The sequence below is a fragment of the Paenibacillus sp. FSL H7-0703 genome (assembly GCF_038003485.1).
Lineage (GTDB): Bacteria > Bacillota > Bacilli > Paenibacillales > Paenibacillaceae > Paenibacillus > Paenibacillus polymyxa_B.
Genome location: NZ_JBBOPF010000001.1, coordinates 1,698,389 through 1,716,292, shown reverse-complemented (window position 1 = coordinate 1,716,292; position 17,904 = coordinate 1,698,389). Strand labels below are relative to the sequence as shown.

Here is a 17,904-nt window from a genome sequence, read left to right as displayed (position 1 = left end):
ACAGGACGGCAATGGGTAATTATGAGTAAGGTACAACCATCAGATGAAATTAAAAAAGGAGGAATCAACATGAGCGACCACACTCAAGACGAAGCGAAAATCCGCAACAAGAAGGACGAGGACGGAGATTCCTTGATGGAGAAAACGAAGCTGGAAAATGGCGTGGATATCGAGCCTGAGGCTGATGAATGGATTGCGAAGCCCTCACCAGTGTCATACGATGATACGAAATCCTCTTCGAAGAAATAAGGCTCTTGTGTCCAAATAGAGCAGTGAAGCAAAGACAGATGACCCCTAATTGGGTCATCTGTCTTTTTTACATAGGTTAGTTGAATCTGGAATATACCTTCCATACGAGCTCACGACGGCTGCTTACATCTGTTTTCAAGAAAATCGCTTTCAGATGATCCTGCACCGTGTAGGCAGTAATATGAAGTGCGCTGGCCAGCTCCTTGGTCGAAAAGCCTTGAACAATGAGCTGGACAATTTGTCTCTCTCGTTCGGACCATGAGTACACCTCGGTCATAAGCGGCAGCATGTCAGTTGCTTTAGCAGCCTCAAACCATACGGCTAGCTGTTTCTGGCCCGTATGCTCCTGTCCGCCTTGCAAAAGGGTGGCTCTGATGGTTACCCATGGGGTTCCTGCGTCTGCGGAAGGGATACATAGTCGGGCTGGTGCAGTGGCAGTGGATAGCGCTCGCAAGCAAACCGCCCGGACAGGAGCCGGAAGGCTGTCTTCATGGATTCCCTCCTGCTGCCGAAGCAGCTGTAGCCACTGCTCTGCTACTGTATTGGATGAGATCGGTTCTAGCTTATCAGAAAGTATGAGAACTCCTGGTTCAAGTTCATTTTCCGTAATCATGACAGGGGCTGGAGATAGACCGACACTGGCCTGACGCAGATGGTAGGCAATGGACGGCGCTAACGCTTCAAGCAGTTGTTGCTCTTCCTCGCTGAATACAGGCTTTCCATGATGCCGGAATAACGTAAGAAATCCCCAACAGCTCCCTTTGTACATAAACGGAACACGTAGCTCGTCCCCGAATCCGGCGGGTTGCAAAACATCTCTATATCGTGTGCTCCGATCCGGTTGGCCTTGTGTAGACCCATGTAGCGTCGCTACAGACTGTCCTTCTCGCACCAACTGATCATATTTGATCATATCGTCATGCAGATATTCGTATTCTAGCAGTTTGTTATGAATGTCCTCCACACCCGATTCTGTAAATGCCCCCGTGGAAAGCAGCGTACGCGGATCTACTGAGGTACAGCACGCCGCATCGAAAGCAACCTGAGTACGCAAGCGGTCGATTAGGGTGTGCTTGTACGTTAGGGATGAGGGGGCTTTTTTTCCCAGATCAATGATCTGCTGTCGAGCGTCCTTAAGCTGTGCAAATTGCCAGTATTGTGCGTTCATCATTTACTCCTATCGTGAAAGCTGGAGATTCTCAAGCGCGCTTATTTAAATCCCACATTTATGGGATGGTGGATATTCGTATTGTCTTTATAATTGAGAATGATTCTTAATAAAATCTACAATAAACGAATGGTCTGAGAAGATCAAGACTAAATGTTTGGAGGAAAGCACATATGAGACATACCCCTATTGGAAATACGGACTCAAATCAACCTATGAGCTGGAATCATCCGAATGTGCATAAGTACGCGGATACGATTGCTTTAAAAATACCTGGATATGCTCATTTGTACGAGATGACAGACTGTTTGATAGCCGCACAACTTGAGGCACAAGCTCATATTCGAAATATAGATCCAAATGTGCTAATTGTCGGAGCTGGAGGCGGCCAGGAATTGATTACGCTCGGAGAGCGCCATGAAGCATGGTCCTTTACGGCAGTTGATCCCTCCGAGCACATGCTGGATTTGGCACGTAAGCGTGTGACACATGCGGGCATCAGTTCAAAAATATCGTTTGTTGCAGGTACGTTGGAAGAGTCATCTAGAGAACCGATCTATGACGCTGCTACCTGCCTGCTGGTGCTTCATTTTCTTCAGAGCTTGGAAAGTAAACAGGCATTGCTACGCCAGATATCCGCTCGACTCAAGCCGGGTGCACCTTTTTGTCTAGCTTCTATTAATGGGAATCCGCAGGAGCCTTCTTTTTTCCTCCAAATGCAGGCGTGGAAAGGTCATATGCTGAGTCAGGGCATTTCACTGGAGGATTGGGAACGATTCGCTGCTTCCATCGGTCGTGAGTCAAACCCGGTGTCCAATGCGGCAATACAGGAACTGTTGATAGATGCAGGCTTTACCCACATCACCCGGTATTATGGCACTTTTTTAGTAAATGCATGGTTTGCGGTTAAAGAGGGAGAGACGACTTATGACAAAGGATAACATCATCATCATTGGCGGGTATGGCCATGTTGGAAAAATTATATGCACGGAGTTAAGTGAAATGTTTCCCGGCAAGGTATTTGCCGCAGGTCGTAGTCTGGAGCGTGCCACTGAATTTAGTAGACAATCGAATGGTAAGATACGGCCCTTGCAGCTTAATATTCATGAGCCGATGGACCCGTCAATATTAGAGCAAGCCAAATTGGTGATCATGTGTCTGGATCAGGACAATACGGCCTTGGTACGTGCCTGTCTTCAACATGGGGTGCATTACATGGATATTACCGCGAATGCGGACTTTTTGAGTCAGGTGGAGCAGTGTCATCAGGAGGCCCGAGCTTATCAGGCCACAGCCCTATTAAGTGTAGGATTAGCTCCGGGACTGACCAATCTGTTGGCACTGCAAGCGACACAGCTCATGGATCAGACGGATGAGTTGAATATATCTTTGATGCTGGGCTTGGGAGATCGACATGGTCAGGCTGCCATTGAGTGGACAGTAGATCAGATTCATGCCGATTTGGAGGTTATAGAACAGGGACGCCCTGTGACTCGAAAAAGCTTTACCGACGGCATAGTGGCAGACTTTGGTGCAGGAGTGGGTCGTCATCGGGCGTATCGATTTCCTTTTTCGGATCAGCAGACACTTCCTCGTACGCTCAAAGTTCCTACGGTCAGCACACGCCTTTGCTTCGATTCGCGCTTGACCACCCGGCTTCTGGCAGGGCTTCGAACGATAGGAGTGTCAGGTCTACTCCGACAGAAAACCGTGCGTGATGCAGTGGTTCGCAGCTTTGGCAAGGTACATATAGGAGGGGATGCTGTAGCGGTCAAGGTAGATGCTCGAGGAACTCTCAATGGCAAGGAGACGAAGGTCGAATGCCGGCTAAGGGGGCACCATCAGTCTGATTTAACCGCTAAGGCAACCGTCTTTGCAGCGCTCGCCCTGTACCGTTCAGAACTTCCATATGGTGTATTTCACATGGAGCAGGTTTTTTCGTGGAATCGCATGCAGGCTTGGATGGGGCAGCAAGTAGCCGTAGATATTCAGGTGAACGGACAGCAAGAATAAAAGTCATATATTATAATAAAGGACTCTCATATAATCCAAGCTTATTCAGCAATGTATTGCGGATAGGTCTTGGATTTCTTTTCCTATTGAATTACACTAGAAAGAAGTACATATTTTTGGAAAAGACCTAAGGGGAAGATATGAATGTGGAACCCCTATGAAAACAGCAGACAGCATACGCACGATTTTACAATAAAATATCGATTTTACACGCCGGAAGAAGGAGGCAGGAAACAGTTGCCTATTCAGGGTTATCGCTGTGATTTTGCCTATGAGAGCGATGAAATCACGACGACGGGAATTTACGCCATACATCCTGAGTTTGAAGATGAGTATGGTCAATTGATCATGGATACCGAGCATCCGGTTCACCGGGAAGGACAGGCGAGAATGTGGGTTTTGTTTGGAGAAATGAGGGAAAAGATACACCGACACCAGATACAGGTAGGAACGAGGGGATATTTTATGGAAGGCCCGCGCCGTGTTGGTGAAGTTGAAGTTACAAGCCTGGTAGGCCTCTTGACCAATCCGGTCAACTAGCTAGCTGCTAAGGAGTCGATAAGAGATGGATATCGCTTATATCATAGATTTATTACGTAAACACGATGTGACCTTAGCTCCAGGACTATCCATGCAAGAGGTTACCGACGTCGAAGGCAGGTATGATATTCACTTCCCACCCGATTTGCGGGAGCTTCTGATGAGCGTTCTTCCCATCGGTAAAAGCTTTATTCCTTGGAGAGATACGTCACCACAGCGGATGGGGGTAATTCGGCAAAGGTTGAATTGGCCGCTGGAAGGTATGATTTTTGATGTAGAGCAGCATATATTCTGGCCTCCCGAATGGGGCGAAAAACCGACAGATTCGGCGGAAGCCGTTGATATATGTAAACGTGAGTTTTTACGTGTACCCAAGCTAATCCCGATCAACGGACATCGATATATCCCAGAGCAGCCATCTGAAGAAGGAAATCCGGTATTTTCCGTGTATCAAACGGATATTATCGTGTATGGGGAATGTTTGCAGGAGTATTTCAAGCTGGAATTTGGGGAGAAGCCTTATGAACAAATTGGTTTTAATGCCGTAAAAAAAGTGCGTTTTTGGAGCAACTTGTGTGAGTGAGTGTCAGGAAGATGAATAAGTCGAAACGAAGGAAGGGGAGCATGATGTGAAGGTGGAGCAGGATTTGGAAGAAATCAAAGAAAGGTTGACCCAGATCGAGATCAAACTGGAACAAAAGTCGACCTCCAAGAGAATCTTGAAGTACATGATCATCGTTTTCTTGTCTGTTTTTTTTCTTTTATTTCTAATAGGAATTATTCAATTTGTTTCAACCTAATCGGTGCAAGAGGATGAAGGAAGGGAGCTATTTATGTCCATAGAAGCGATTGTTTTTGATCTGGATAATACTCTTATTCATCGCAAACAGGCGTTTGCGGCATATACAGAGCGCTTTATAGAACGATTTATTGTGGCAGAAGAACCTGCGATCCGCGCGGCTGTCGTTGAACAGATACGTTTGGCGGATCAGGACGGATATCGGGATAAGAGGGAACTGTATACCGAGCTGCATGCAGACTTGGAACTGAAAAATCCCGATACGTCAGTACAAGAGATGTTGGGCTTTTGGTATGGTGAATTTCATAAGTTTACGGTGTTGATGGACGGGGCCAAGGAAGTGCTGTCCGAACTGCGGTCGCGTGGCTTGAAGCTTGGTATTATTACCAACGGCTCACTCCGTACGCAGCAAGCGAAAATCGACCGAGTTATGCTGAGGGATTATGTCGATTCTATTATCGTATCGGGCGGCGTCAACATCCAGAAGCCTAATCCTCGAATTTTCGAGTTGGCTCTGAATGAGCTGGGCATTGTCGATCCCGGCCATGCCTGCTATGTAGGCGATCACCCGACAAATGATATTCGTGGTGCACAAAGTGCAGGATTGCATACCATCTGGCTGGAAGGCTTTATGACGTGGCAGGAAACGGGCATTGTACCGGACTATCAGATTGGGAGTTTGCGTGAAATCACAGGTTGGCTGGATCGTCGCAGTTATTCAACGAATAAGGAGGAGGGTGCATCATGAGTATGGAGCAGCAACCGAATCCCATTCTCTTATCGTTCCCTGACCAATTCCAGACGGAACGATTGACCATACGCGCTCCGCAATGGGGGGATGGGGCGGCAGTCAATGAGGCGATACGAGAGAGTGCGAATGAACTGCGGCCTTGGCTTCCGTTTGCAAGAAATCTTCCTACGGCAGAGGAATCTGAAATCCGTTCGCGCCAAGCCAGACTTAAATTTCTGGATCGGTCTGATATGATGTTGTACATATTTGATACGGTTTCGGGAAAATTTGTAGCCAGCAGCGGTCTGCATCGTATTGATTGGGATGCACGAAGATTTGAAATTGGGTATTGGCTCAGAACATCATGGACCGGAAAAGGCATTATCACAGAGGCCGTGCACGGTATTACGAATTTTGCCATACAGCATTTGAATGCCAATCGGGTGGAGATTCGTTGTGATTCCAGAAACACACGCAGCGCCAAGGTAGCGGAACGTGCAGGTTTTACACTGGAGGGGATTTTAAGAAACGTCGAGTATGATGAAGAGGGAAGCATGGCACACCAAATGGTTTTTGCCAAGGTGCGTGGTATTGAATTCTAGTATCCTCACATGAACAGTTTGGAAGTTGCTGATGGTTTGTACGATATTACGGAGGCTCATTATGATTAATTATATTATGAAAAATACAGACAAGTTAGTGTGCATACAATATGTCATCAGCAAAAGGTTCAGCAATCTTGCAAGCGCTATCCAAAAGAGGATGCTTTACGAATTTCCAGCAGCTTGGCGAAGATGTCCCAGCATTAGGACAGGTGATTTAGCATGAGGAGCGTTCGCAAGAGCGTCATCAGGAAGGCCAATCGGGAAATAAAGGCGAAATTCCGCTGGAAGGCCCGCGCTGCGTACCTAATTGCTGTGCTGGTCACGATTTTGTTGGGTTTGGGAAGCCGGGTTTTCTCCTCCCAGTTGCCTGAATTCGTTGCCAATCACTTTGGGGATGCTTTGTGGGCGTGCATGATTTATTTTGGGCTGAGAATGTTGTGGGTGAATCGTCAATTGTCTGTAGCCCTGTGGGGCAGCTTGCTGTTTTGCTTCGCCATTGAGTTCAGCCAGATGTACCAGGCTCCCTGGATTAACCACATTCGGGCAACGACGCTGGGCGGCTTGGTGCTTGGGAAAGGGTTTCTGACCGCGGATCTGATCAGGTATACAGTTGGCATTGTGGTATCCTGGGCGCTGGATCAAGGCTGTCAAAAGCTGGCGGGGAGCAATACACGTAGAGACAATGACAAACCACTCAAATAACCTGAAAAGCGAGGGTTGCGCTTGAAACAAAAGGGAAAGCGTCACAGGTTGTTCGGTAAGATGATTGGATTATGCGCAGGATTCAGCTTGTTGTTTGCGACCATACTTATCCCAGGGCAGGCACTGGCCGAAAGACAGCTTGCGGCGTCTCTTCGATTCGACTTTGGCCCAGGGAACGTAGCTGACGGCTACACCCAAGTCACTGCCAAGGATGTTTACACGCCTGAGCGAGGCTATGGATTTACCGATCTTTCCAAGGTGGATGAAGAGGATCGTGGTGGAAGTGATGCTATACGCTCAGATTTTGTTCGTGTTCAAGGATCATCATTTGTCGTCAATTTACCACCTGCGGATTACACGCTTTCCCTTATTGCCGGAGATACTGCCGGAAACACAGACATTACGGTTAAAGCCGAGTCCATTGTCAAGGTAGAACCTACTACCAAAACAGCAGGACAATTTGTCGAGGCTGGATTTGAACTTGCACTCATCGATGGTCAGCTCGAATTGTATTTCTCAGGTAATGAAGCGAAGATTAACGCTTTGGTTATTACTCCAAAGGATGCTCGAACGGCTGGAGAACACCCTTCGGTATACCTTGCGGGAGATTCTACGGTTCAAACCTATAAATCCGCGATGAAGCCTCAGGCGGGCTGGGGGCAAATGATTGCTCCGTTCTTCACAGATGAGCCTATTTTTGTGAACCGTTCTATTGGTGGACGAAGCACGAAAACTTTTCTGGTACAAGGGCGGTTAGATGATATTTTACGCAATATCCGTCCAGGAGATTATCTGCTCATACAGTTTGGGCATAATGATGCCGCGATCAACAACCAAGAGCGTTATGTTTCACCCGCGGATTACAAAGTTTACTTAAAAACCTACATCCAAGGAGCCATGCAACGCGGTGCAACACCTGTGCTAATTACTCCTGTTGGCCGCCGAGATTATGATGCGGCAAGTGCCTCGTTTCGGATTAGTTTCCCGGAATATGTGCAGGCCATGAAGGAAACAGCATCGGAGACAAATGTTGCACTGGTCGATCTTAGCCGCTTGAGTGTAGCGTACTACGATACACTTGGCCTCGAAGGAACACTCCCGTTATTTTTACATGTGGAGCCAGGGGTGTATCCTGCATTTCCTGATGGAGTGAAGGATGATACACATTTTCAGGAATACGGTGCGGAGCAAATAGCTCGGCTGGTAGCTCAGGGAATACGTGAGTTGAATATTCCTTTATCCTCTTATGTACAGGCGGAAGGTTCGCAATAAAACATTATTTCCATAGTCATGGTATACTTAGAAAATAAGCGGGCCCTACCCAAAGATAGCATTGCTGAGGCTTGGGTAGGGCTTTAATGTTCTGGATCTTAAGGAGGAAGCGAAAATGACAGTCGCTCAACTTCATAATCTTATTAACGGTCAACTCCTGTACAATCAGCATCGGAGTTTATTTTATATGCGCGAGGGTTCTGTTCTGTTAGGACCTTCAACAGAAATGACGTACTGGCTGACGCAGAGAAGCTCGGAGCTGATCCTCATGCTTCAAAGCTTGAAGCGCCAGCATACGTATAACGCTTTTGTGACGGATGTAGCGGCTAAAATACTGTCCCAGTTTGTAAATACCAATCAGTATCTACATTTTCACACAGATCATGCGAGGGAGCTTACGGAGCTGTATGATCGACTCTTCACTCGGATTGAAAAGTTGTTCCAGAAGAAATCTATAGATAGAGCAATCCTGGACTTGCTGCTTCAGCAGCATTATGGACATTTGAGAGATTTTTTAACTCGTACCAATGGACGTGAAATGTTTGCTAAGTATGCAGAGTGTGAGTATACCTTTTGGATACCTTGTGAGGAATATACGCCGGAGTTGCAAGCTAATCTACTAGGATTGGACATTGCTCGTTTGCAAGAGCCTGTTCTAGATGTTGGTTGCGGATCTGAGGCACGGTTAATTACTTATTTACGTGCCTGTGGAATTGAGGCTTACGGAACAGATCGGCTGGCTGAAACAGCAGGTTGTGTCACTCAAGGAGATTGGTTAGAGACCACCTTTGGAGAACGTACATGGGGGACGATCATTTCACATATGGCATTCTCCAATCATTTTATACATCATCATCTGAAGGCAGATGGTAATATTCATGAGTACGCTCGCAAATATATGGAATTGCTTAGAGCCATTCGGCCAGGAGGGAGTTTTATTTACAGTCCGTGCCTTCCGTTTATGGAAGAGCTTTTGGATGCCCGAATGGGTTATCAAGTAGAGTATATCCAGTCATCTGAAGGTTACAGGGCCACGAAAATAACGCGTATACATTCATAAGCGCGAGTAGTAGTCCATTCATTTGTCAGATTCATTCTTGGAATGGTAGTATAAGGATAGATATTACTCTATTTGGGATTCTGTTAATGATAAAGATTCTCATGACGCTAATTGACACCATTAGAGGATAATCATTAGCAGCATGGCTGCACTGAATAATAATGATTAGCTTACAGATAACGGAATTTTCAGGAAAGATTAAATCATATTTTCCTAAAAGCCGATATATGGGAATGAGGCGAGAACATACTGTTATTATACCCGCCCGAAAATGGAAGTATATAATTTGGGTTAGGAGAGTAGAAGAAGTGTCAGATCTGTATACGAAAAAAGAAGTAGAAGATTATGTAACGAACGTGGTTTTCGAACGACCTTTAGGTGTAAGCATTTCAGCCATTTTATTGATCTTTAATGGGGCACTTCTGTTGGTGACCCAGCTATTGACGCTTAATGCATTAAATGAGGCTTCTACGTTAGTAGGCATTTGTAGGGGCATGTTTCAAGGATTTATCGCGTTACTCGGTTTGGCAGGGACGACTGCCGGTGTCGGTATGTTATTTGGTAAGAAGTGGGCTTGGTGGCTGGCAGTATTTTATTTTACATATGAGACTATGCGTTATACGTGTGCAATTCTGTTTATTCCGGATGTCCCTCCAACGTTGGGCGGTGTACAGCTAAACCCTGCTCTATACTACGTAAAATATGGTATGCGTATTATTTGGAATTTGTTGTTTACGTTGTTCATGTGTCGTAGTAAAGTCACAGGTTTTTTTCAAACAAGTGGAATCCACAAGTGGAGAGCATGTATTGTATTATTCTTCATAAATGGAGTGATGGTTGGGATTGGCTGGTGGCTGATAAGATAGGTTCTTCGATGTGAAGGAGGAGATGGATAATGTCAATGGAAACGTTTCCGATTTTAGAAACCGATAGGCTTCGTTTAAGACAGCTTACAGTAGGGGATGCGGAGGATGTGTTCGGCTATTTTTCCAAGGATGAGGTCACACAATATTATGACTTGGAAAGCTTTATAGAGGTAGAGCAAGCCGAGAAATTTATTCGTTCGATGCTAACCAGATATGAGAAGCAAGAGGGCTTTCGTTGGGGGATTACGTTAAAAGAAGCTCCTGAGCGGATCGTGGGTACAATTGGATTCCATAACTGGCACAAGGAGCACTCCCGTATTGAAATTGGGTATGAGCTGGCACCGGAATATTGGCGGCAAGGTCTGATGACAGAAGCGATGAAGGTGGTCGTGAATTATGGCTTTCAATTGCCGCAGGTTCACCGTATAGAAGCCTTCATTGATCCAGATAACGAAGGCTCCAGACGGCTACTGCTCAAAAGTGGCTTTACTAAAGAAGGCCACCTGAGAGACTATTTTTATGAAAAAGGTCAGTTTGTCGACGCTGTTATTTTTGGCTACCTTCGGAAGGAGTTTTCCGTGGATCGGTAAGTTTACAAATATCCCTTGTCTCCGTATGGCTGGAGTCGATCAAGCCAGGTCTGCTCCAGCTTTGTCAGTGCATCTTTGACATCAAAGAACGCTGAGTCCTTTTTCTTCAAAACGTCCAGCACTTCAAATTCAAACGAATCTTCGCCATACTCATTCCATTCCTGTTGCAGTTGTTTATTCTTAAATCCACCCATGTTCAGCTCAAAACGCCGTCCATTCAGCGACTTTAAATTCGGCGTGGAAGAGACGAAAATTTTCCCATTATGTGTATTGCGAATGCAATAGATTCCTGCCTCTGTCTTCATCTCCATGTACTGCTGCACCAATTCTTTTCTTCGATTCATTGTCGAATCCTCCTATTGTATAAACGTTGAGCTTCAAGATTCCTTCAACCAATATTCACTGCCATCCGGCTTACGATCCAATAGATTGTATTCAATCATATATCTTCGCACCGTGACATAATCGTCATATACTTCCTGTAAAATCGCATTGATATCCTTCTCATGATATATTTGTCCCTTTACAAAACGGCCCGCAATTTCACGCAGCACAATCAGCTTGTGCTTTTCTTGCATTTTAAAGGTCTTTAGGCGTCCGTCTGTCCCATTCGGAAAATACTTCGTGAGTACCTTTTGCCGCTCGTTTTCCGTAATGTTGTAGCGTTCGTCCACCATCCGTGCTTGTACTGGTACTTCTACAATGGCAGGAGCGTGCCGGTCCTTCTCCTTTAACAGCTCCATTAATGTGAGAAAAACCTTGGCCTGTCGTTCTTTTTCTTTGAGACCAAAGCGATGATTACGTATGGTGGATGCGCTACCGATTCCAGTTTCCTTTTGAATATCCGCATCGCCCATGCCTTGATAAAATAACTGAAGCAACCGATTCTGATGATCCGTCAGTCCAGTCAGCTTTTTGTCCAGACCGATCAAATAGTCAAACACCGATCCGTACGTCCGCTCAATATGAAGTCGCATGTACCTCTCCGCGTCATAAAATACCCCTTGATCCTGATATATGATGCCTTGCTCAAATCGATGTCCGTCCAGCAGGCAAATTACCTGCTCTTCTTGGCGAATATATCCTCGCTTTAGTTCTTCGATTCCAGCATTCCAGAACAGTTCGGAATGATCCATTTTAGCAAACACCTCAATTAAATGATGATTATTTTATAGACAATATAACATTTTGTTTATTTTAAATCAATGAATGGATATTTATTTAGGGTCTCGACAATGTTCGCTATATACAAAAGAGACATCGGATTGTTATCATATGTAAATTATTGAATTGCATTAAGACTGGATAGTTGCTATATATTGTAATAAGGTGGGTTGGTAAACTATGAACAAAATGCGATTAGAAGAAGTCATAGAAAGTGGAGATTTAAAGGAAGCGGTAAGGATTATAGAGGAGATAGGTGAAAAGCTGGATTATACATTCACTCCAATATTATTGAGATATTTAGCAACGACGGATAGTGTATTGCTAAGAAATGTAATCGCCATTACGTTAGCTGATCTAGGAGACCGTGAAGCGGTGTTGCCTCTTATCGACTTGTTAAGAAATCCAAAGACCAAGGGGAATAGAGGAACACTGTTATATGCTTTAGAATTTTTTGACGTATCTATTCATGTTGTGGCGCTGGTAGATTTACTGGATGATACCTTTGAAGCGAGTAGACAATCCTATCAACTGATAAGTACCGTACAAGATAAAATTACTAAGGCGCAAAAGGACATATGTAGACAAAAGATAAGAAGAAAGCTAGCCGATTATAAAAACAAATATAAGCGTGACTTTTTGCTGGAATCTTTAGAGCTTTTTACATGATTCTTTTATTAGAGAGGTTTGGTTGGAGTGGTAAAAAAAACTGTTTTATTCGTGATCATCATTGTAATTGCATATACAGTTGTATCCATTACAACAGGAAGTCCGATAGAAAGAGTCCAATTTCGGAGTAACGTCACTGACTACTTACATAAAACGTACACTATGAACTGGAAAATTGATTCAATAGATTATGATTTTAAGAATGATAAATTTATAGCTAATGTGATCTCTGACTCAGGGATTTCTTTTTTGGTGGATGAAGACTATTATGGGCAAATGATGGATAACTATGCCTGTTCTATTTGGATGGATGAGATAAAAACTGCCGTGACCAAAAAAGCAAAGGAAGTTACAGGATCAGATGCAGAAGTGATAGTAGATATATATAGTCTTGGAAGTCATACTATAATATACCGCGATGAAATTCCAAGCTATTCTACTGTTAGCCGAGCCTTCTCATCAAACGCTACAATTCTTATTAAAGGTAACTTTTCGGCCACTCACTATCTGCAAGAGATGTTGGAAATAAAGCAGTGGATTGTTGAAAAGAAGTATGATGCTTCGTTAACATTTAAGTCTGAGAAGGGGGAAATTTATTTTGCAATACCTGCAGAAGATCTAAAAAAAATAAAAAGTGTAGAGGATCTCAATCCTTATCGGCTTCAAATTAATTGATTATTCTACTCAAGAAGCTAAAAGTGATGCCTTAAAATGCTACATTCCTTAAAATTATTGTGAGGAGGTATGATATAAAATGAGGCCGAGATTTGCTGTCATTGACGATGAAAGTGGGCTCACTGTTGGTTATTGTAGAGATGTGGTTGGCTTAACGGGTGATATCATTGTCGAAACATATAAAAAGGTCATTTTTGAGCAATTTGTATTTAACGAAGAATTCATAGAAAACATAACGAAGTTAAAACAATCTATATACAACTTGTACATTGCTATTTTAAATGATGAAGAAACAGTGATTGGAAGCTATTATTATCACCTACCTGAATCTTACATAATCAATAAACTAAACTACAATAAAGGAAACTTCAATCTGGAGTTAACAGGTATACTTGAAACGAAGCCCTCCCCTGTGGAATTAAGATTATGGGAGTTTTTTAAGGGTGATAAGTCGCTTGAAAATAATATATGGCAAGGCTTTTCTAAAGAAGAACGGTCCGGGTGGCTAAACGTGACTAGAATACATTCTGCATCTAATCATTTTGCCAGACTGGATAAACGAGGAGAAGTCTACACCTTGGACGGCGAATACATATCTGATTTTACAACATTTTTCATAGCACTTGGTGAAGCGATTAATGGGCCCGGAGGGTACTATGGATTTAGCTTGGACAGTATATCGGACTGTCTCTGTGGAGGTTTTGGGACAGTAGGACCGTTCACGATCCATTGGGAAAACGCACATTATTTGTTGGAAAGATTCGAGGAAGAATGGGATCAAGAAGAGAGATGTTATGGATTTTCACCACAGCAATATTTTACGGATCTTTTAACGATCTTAGTATTAGGTGGTGTTACCGTGAATTTTTCTTCGAATTAAGATAGCTAAGCAAGAAGGGATTTTTGAAATGGAATATAAATTAATGCAACCACCTTTTGACATGAAAGAATACTCTGAAATGAGTGAAAACGAAGCTAAAGAACATTTTAATTGGTTTAAACAACAAATACCTTCGCGTTTAGAGCAACTTGGCGCATTTTCACAGATACATCTGGATTACAGTGATCGTTCGCTCATAGATATTTGGGAATGGTATTTAAGAAATGTACAGATTCAAAACAAAAGTACGTCAGAATTAGAAGAGGAGTATTCAGAGACTGAAGAATGATTGAAGAGCTATATATGTGAGAATAAACTCGACACAAAATCCCAAGCTTTTACACTGGATATTGCCATTTATCTAGGTGAGGTTGTAAAAAGTAATCACAGTGGGTTGGATTGGGGAGTTGTTTTTAAACCCAAGTCGTATGTTAGCCTTAATCGCCCTGTTATCACTGGTTTGACTAAGCAAAAAGATATGGATGTGATCATGATCGTAACGAATAAAATGTATCTGGTTCTAGACGGAGAGCGTAACCCCAATGCTTTATTCGACATTTATCATACATGGGAAGAATTTATTTAAAATCGCCTGACAGGAAGGGATTATGATCTTCGAATCTAATTTGAGTGGGAAGATCGGTAAAAAAGTATTTTGAATATTATATAAGAAACAGTGAGCCGTAACATGTTAACGGCTCTCTTCGTCGTCTTCGGAGTACGCCAAGGGTTCTAAACCTAATTGAAACAGTTTCTCATAACAAGAGAAGTTCATTTTACTAATTTGTATCATCCTCTACATACTCGATAACATCTTGAACATGGCAGTCTAGAGCTTTACAAATTTTATCTAGCGTATCAAATTTCACACCGTCTGTTTCTTCGTTGTAAAGTTTGGTGATTCCGTTTCTATGTAATCCAGTCATGCGGGAAAGCTCGGCAATATTTATTCGTTTTTCGCCCATAATACGGGAAAGATGAATCTTTATCATATTTTCCTCCAGCTAAATGCATTCTATAGTGTTAAAAAGCAACATCAAAGTATTGACAATAAACACTGTTCGATGTATTCTGAAAACAACAAAAATAACACTGTAATGTGCATTTGGTTTATTGAAATGTTATTTGTGAACGTCGTAGTAATATGCTTATCGTACCAAAACGTTTTACAATTAGCAATTAATTATCGTTCAACCACCTAGTTTGAAAAACCACCTGTAGAAGAAAGTATATTGGCAAATAAGAAACTTTGAACAAAGGAATGGAGCGAGGATGTATGACAGAATGGGTAATGGGATTGGAACGGGTATCCATGGTTCAGGGGCCATATGATTTACCTCATATGTATGAGATATGCGAGGGGATTCTGTATGACCATCAATATTTCTTTTACCTCGAAAATGGCATACTGTGTTTGCGCCATGTGAAGAAGGTGGAGCAATCATATCATACGCATCTTTATCTGGATGGAGAGAGCGGAGGCTTGCAACTGGCAGAGGGTGTACAAGGGGAAGTTATGCAAGTTGTCACGGAGATCATCGAACGCTTACGCGCTAAGGATGGACTGACATTTTTATTCGATGAACTGCTGTGGCTACATGGTAGGGGACCCATTGAATTAAACCTTTTCAATAAGAAGGATGAAGTGACCCCAAGTGGCAGACAACTTGCTAGGAAATAAATGATTCTTATGCTCTATATCATGGAACTTGTAGAAAAAAATTATGATTTCAGTGAATGTACCAGTTGTTGACTGATGAAAATGAGCGGATACCGAATCAATATGGTCAATTCCACCACAACAGCATCAACTGAAGGAGTAAACCCAAAATCACCTCCCAATAATATGTTTTGCTGCTGTTCTATTATAGGTGACTGAGGTTCTTCCAAGCCATATTGCTCCACTATTCTCTCTTTCGTTTCTTGATCTATGATAAGGTTCTCCTGTGCAAAGGTATAGCAGACAGGAACGCTTAATTGTATTAAAAGAAGTAATGCAACGGGTATAAGCACTTTTTTGCTTTGCATGGTTAGCTCCTAAGATCTCTGTTTTTGACCTCTTAACTTTTGTATCTACCATAATGAAAACAACTTAAAAATGCAACGGAAGAATGAGAAAATAATCCCTTTACAGGATTTTATGACCAGAATATAATGGTAAATAACAGCATCGATCTACATACACTGAGTTATCGGGGTATAGCGCAGTCAGGTAGCGCGCACCCTTGGGGTGGGTGAGGTCGTGGGTTCGAATCCCGCTACTCCGATTTCAATCAAAATGTCCTGCTGATGCAGCTAATGCGTCTGCCGGGCGTTTTTTTTTTGAATATTACATACCCTATCGGTCTATGTATCTACTGGGTTGTGACGAGCTAGTCGTATGCAACCAACGTATGTACTTGTCGAGCATCTGAGGGGAGATATGATGAAGCCACTTCTGCACTGGATTCGGAGGCAGAAGTGGCAATTCAACAATCGCTGGTGGAATGGTCTGCTGTATGACTTTTTTAATTTGCCTATAAAGATTCCTGAAGGGTCTTGGAAGAAGTGCTGTAATCAGCATAACGGGGAAGCACAATAGTGTAGTATATTCCTACAATAACGGTACAGACCCCAACTAATAAAAACAAGACTTCAATTGAAATAAATGAAGGAAAGCTTACAGCAATGAAACCTAATGTAAGAGATTGGGACAGCATCATTAACGGATTAATCAAACCTTGCACACGTCCCATCATTTGAGGATCTACAATACGAGGAAGCCATCCTCCTATGCCAATGTTAATGAACGGAAGTATCAGTGCAATGACAAAATTGATAATCAGAAAAGCGTAGATGTGGTCAACAAATCCTAGTATGCACATACCTATTCCGGCTACCAGAACTCCCGCTGCAATCATTTGGTGTAGCTTTAGCTTGGCGGAGATGAGAGAAGCGATTAGGGTACCAAGCAACACACCAGCTCCAAAAATAATACCTGTCCAAACCATATACTGCTCATAGTTGCCTGGAGTTAGCTTATATTTAAGAATAAACATCGGTAAAACGCTAAAACCACCATTTAAAATACCGAACATAAAAAAGCCTGAAACCAACCAAAGCAATAGTCTGTTGCGTAATATGTAAAGAAACCCTTGTTTAAAATCGATCATGACAAGTTTGAATTTTAATTGTTTGAATTGATGTGCCCCGTTCGGAAGGCGTACTTCCTTTGGAATTTTGCAGGAACGAATAAGCAGTGCAGACACAATAAAAGAAATAGCATCAATTAGGATGGCTCCAGTAATTCCAAAGTGCCAGTAGACGACGGCCCCTAGAGTTCCTCCAAATAACATGAAAAGACTCCCCATCATTTGATTGAGGCCTGCGGCAATGGTGTAATCATCTTCGCTTAATATCCCCTGTATAATGGCACTTTCGGCTGGGAAGAAAAATTTGGAGGCAGCACTACGAATGAAGAGGAGGGCAAATATCAAAGGAATCGAATCGACCCAAATAAAAATAAGCAAACATAAGGATAAAAAAGCGCTGATCCAGTCACAATTAACAGCAATTTTTTGTCTGTCCATCCGATCTGCCAGCACTCCAACCACGAGAAATACTACCAGCATCGGGAGCGAATACATTAACTCGGCAAGCGTTGCATAGTATGGCTGATTTGTAAACCGTTTCAACAAATAAAACATGAATGCAGTAACCCCGATAATTCCTCCCATTTGTGAGGCGAAGGTTGCCAGGAAAAACCTGACATAATTCTTGTTTCTGAGTACTTGTTTTAATCCAGTCACAGTTCCATCCCTTTCGCTTTCAAAGCGGTTTTTAGATGCCTAATTAAAATAATAGTGAAAAGTAGGAATATTGTACAGAAAAGTGACTTTAATGTCACTTTAAGTTTGAATTTGCATCGTATCAGACCCTCTGC

The 17,904-nt window shown here is 43.0% G+C and carries 24 protein-coding genes and 1 tRNA gene; 19 read left to right on the top strand and 6 right to left on the bottom strand.

The window, feature by feature from the left end; all coding sequences use genetic code 11:
* Window positions 1-69 precede the first annotated feature (69 nt).
* On the top strand, window positions 70-249 hold the full coding sequence (locus MHB46_RS07245; protein WP_061829096.1) for a hypothetical protein: 180 nt from the start codon (window positions 70-72) through the stop codon (window positions 247-249).
* A gap of 76 nt (window positions 250-325) precedes the next feature.
* On the opposite strand, the gene MHB46_RS07240 is transcribed toward MHB46_RS07245, so the two are convergent.
* Window positions 326-1,417 carry a LuxR C-terminal-related transcriptional regulator gene (locus MHB46_RS07240; protein ID WP_341163696.1) on the bottom strand — a complete coding sequence of 364 codons (1,092 nt, stop codon included), beginning with the start codon at window positions 1,415-1,417 and terminating at the stop codon, window positions 326-328.
* 173 nt (window positions 1,418-1,590) lie between these two features.
* Between MHB46_RS07240 and MHB46_RS07235 the strand changes: the two genes are divergently transcribed.
* The 11 genes from MHB46_RS07235 (at window position 1,591) to MHB46_RS07185 (ending at window position 10,594) form a co-directional block, all read left to right on the top strand.
* Window positions 1,591-2,358 carry a class I SAM-dependent methyltransferase gene (locus tag MHB46_RS07235; protein ID WP_341161958.1) on the top strand — a complete coding sequence of 256 codons (768 nt, stop codon included), beginning with the start codon at window positions 1,591-1,593 and terminating at the stop codon, window positions 2,356-2,358.
* Window positions 2,345-3,430: a saccharopine dehydrogenase family protein gene (locus MHB46_RS07230; protein ID WP_341161957.1), complete on the top strand. Its 1,086-nt coding sequence runs from the start codon at window positions 2,345-2,347 to the stop codon at window positions 3,428-3,430. Before MHB46_RS07235 ends, MHB46_RS07230 begins: the two co-directional genes overlap by 14 nt.
* Window positions 3,431-3,574: 144 nt before the next feature.
* A complete protein-coding gene (locus MHB46_RS07225) occupies window positions 3,575-3,970 on the top strand; it encodes a hypothetical protein (RefSeq protein WP_341161956.1) in 396 nt (131 codons plus the stop codon).
* A 25-nt stretch (window positions 3,971-3,995) separates the two neighbouring features.
* Entirely contained in the window at window positions 3,996-4,553 is a 558-nt protein-coding gene (locus tag MHB46_RS07220; protein ID WP_341161955.1) for an SMI1/KNR4 family protein, read from the top strand.
* A gap of 250 nt (window positions 4,554-4,803) precedes the next feature.
* Entirely contained in the window at window positions 4,804-5,517 is a 714-nt protein-coding gene (locus MHB46_RS07215; protein WP_235307854.1) for an HAD family hydrolase, read from the top strand.
* Window positions 5,514-6,101 carry a GNAT family N-acetyltransferase gene (locus tag MHB46_RS07210; protein WP_341161954.1) on the top strand — a complete coding sequence of 196 codons (588 nt, stop codon included), beginning with the start codon at window positions 5,514-5,516 and terminating at the stop codon, window positions 6,099-6,101. Before MHB46_RS07215 ends, MHB46_RS07210 begins: the two co-directional genes overlap by 4 nt.
* Before the next feature lie 222 nt (window positions 6,102-6,323).
* Entirely contained in the window at window positions 6,324-6,806 is a 483-nt protein-coding gene (locus MHB46_RS07205; RefSeq protein ID WP_235307856.1) for a ribosomal maturation YjgA family protein, read from the top strand.
* Between the two features lie 60 nt (window positions 6,807-6,866).
* Window positions 6,867-8,078: a rhamnogalacturonan acetylesterase gene (locus tag MHB46_RS07200; RefSeq protein WP_341163695.1), complete on the top strand. Its 1,212-nt coding sequence runs from the start codon at window positions 6,867-6,869 to the stop codon at window positions 8,076-8,078.
* Between the two features lie 115 nt (window positions 8,079-8,193).
* Window positions 8,194-9,138: a class I SAM-dependent methyltransferase gene (locus MHB46_RS07195; protein WP_341161953.1), complete on the top strand. Its 945-nt coding sequence runs from the start codon at window positions 8,194-8,196 to the stop codon at window positions 9,136-9,138.
* 308 nt (window positions 9,139-9,446) lie between these two features.
* Window positions 9,447-10,004: a hypothetical protein gene (locus MHB46_RS07190; protein WP_250261988.1), complete on the top strand. Its 558-nt coding sequence runs from the start codon at window positions 9,447-9,449 to the stop codon at window positions 10,002-10,004.
* A 29-nt stretch (window positions 10,005-10,033) separates the two neighbouring features.
* Window positions 10,034-10,594, top strand: a complete 561-nt coding sequence (locus MHB46_RS07185; RefSeq protein WP_165176201.1) for a GNAT family N-acetyltransferase — start codon at window positions 10,034-10,036, stop codon at window positions 10,592-10,594.
* Window positions 10,595-10,596: 2 nt separating this feature from the next.
* On the opposite strand, the gene MHB46_RS07180 is transcribed toward MHB46_RS07185, so the two are convergent.
* A complete protein-coding gene (locus MHB46_RS07180; protein WP_341161952.1) occupies window positions 10,597-10,938 on the bottom strand; it encodes a GIY-YIG nuclease family protein in 342 nt (113 codons plus the stop codon).
* A 33-nt stretch (window positions 10,939-10,971) separates the two neighbouring features.
* Window positions 10,972-11,730 (bottom strand): DUF2087 domain-containing protein, encoded by a 759-nt coding sequence (locus tag MHB46_RS07175; protein ID WP_341161951.1) that lies wholly within the window; start codon window positions 11,728-11,730, stop codon window positions 10,972-10,974.
* Between the two features lie 208 nt (window positions 11,731-11,938).
* Between MHB46_RS07175 and MHB46_RS07170 the strand changes: the two genes are divergently transcribed.
* From MHB46_RS07170 to MHB46_RS07150, 5 genes are all read left to right on the top strand, one after another.
* Entirely contained in the window at window positions 11,939-12,427 is a 489-nt protein-coding gene (locus MHB46_RS07170) for a HEAT repeat domain-containing protein (RefSeq protein ID WP_341161950.1), read from the top strand.
* Between the two features lie 27 nt (window positions 12,428-12,454).
* A complete protein-coding gene (locus tag MHB46_RS07165; protein ID WP_341161949.1) occupies window positions 12,455-13,102 on the top strand; it encodes a YfjL-like protein in 648 nt (215 codons plus the stop codon).
* A gap of 79 nt (window positions 13,103-13,181) precedes the next feature.
* Window positions 13,182-13,982: a barstar family protein gene (locus MHB46_RS07160; RefSeq protein WP_341161948.1), complete on the top strand. Its 801-nt coding sequence runs from the start codon at window positions 13,182-13,184 to the stop codon at window positions 13,980-13,982.
* A gap of 28 nt (window positions 13,983-14,010) precedes the next feature.
* Entirely contained in the window at window positions 14,011-14,271 is a 261-nt protein-coding gene (locus MHB46_RS07155) for a hypothetical protein (protein WP_341161947.1), read from the top strand.
* Window positions 14,272-14,568 (top strand): hypothetical protein, encoded by a 297-nt coding sequence (locus MHB46_RS07150; RefSeq protein ID WP_341161946.1) that lies wholly within the window; start codon window positions 14,272-14,274, stop codon window positions 14,566-14,568. It abuts the gene before it with no gap.
* A 193-nt stretch (window positions 14,569-14,761) separates the two neighbouring features.
* Here the strand turns inward: MHB46_RS07150 and MHB46_RS07145 are convergent, their stop codons facing one another.
* Window positions 14,762-14,974, bottom strand: a complete 213-nt coding sequence (locus tag MHB46_RS07145; RefSeq protein ID WP_016820594.1) for a helix-turn-helix domain-containing protein — start codon at window positions 14,972-14,974, stop codon at window positions 14,762-14,764.
* 284 nt (window positions 14,975-15,258) lie between these two features.
* On the opposite strand from MHB46_RS07145, the gene MHB46_RS07140 reads away from it, so the two are divergent.
* Complete coding sequence (locus MHB46_RS07140; RefSeq protein WP_341161945.1) at window positions 15,259-15,663, top strand: hypothetical protein; 405 nt, start codon at window positions 15,259-15,261, stop codon at window positions 15,661-15,663.
* Window positions 15,664-15,704: 41 nt separating this feature from the next.
* On the opposite strand, the gene MHB46_RS07135 is transcribed toward MHB46_RS07140, so the two are convergent.
* Complete coding sequence (locus MHB46_RS07135; RefSeq protein WP_341161944.1) at window positions 15,705-16,010, bottom strand: hypothetical protein; 306 nt, start codon at window positions 16,008-16,010, stop codon at window positions 15,705-15,707.
* A gap of 165 nt (window positions 16,011-16,175) precedes the next feature.
* Between MHB46_RS07135 and MHB46_RS07130 the strand changes: the two genes are divergently transcribed.
* Window positions 16,176-16,249, top strand: a tRNA-Pro gene (locus tag MHB46_RS07130).
* A 249-nt stretch (window positions 16,250-16,498) separates the two neighbouring features.
* Here MHB46_RS07130 and MHB46_RS07125 read toward each other — a convergent pair.
* The gene (locus MHB46_RS07125; RefSeq protein ID WP_209941432.1) at window positions 16,499-17,770 is read right to left on the bottom strand and encodes an MFS transporter; all 1,272 of its coding nucleotides are present in this window, start codon (window positions 17,768-17,770) and stop codon (window positions 16,499-16,501) included.
* Window positions 17,771-17,904: the final 134 nt, after the last annotated feature.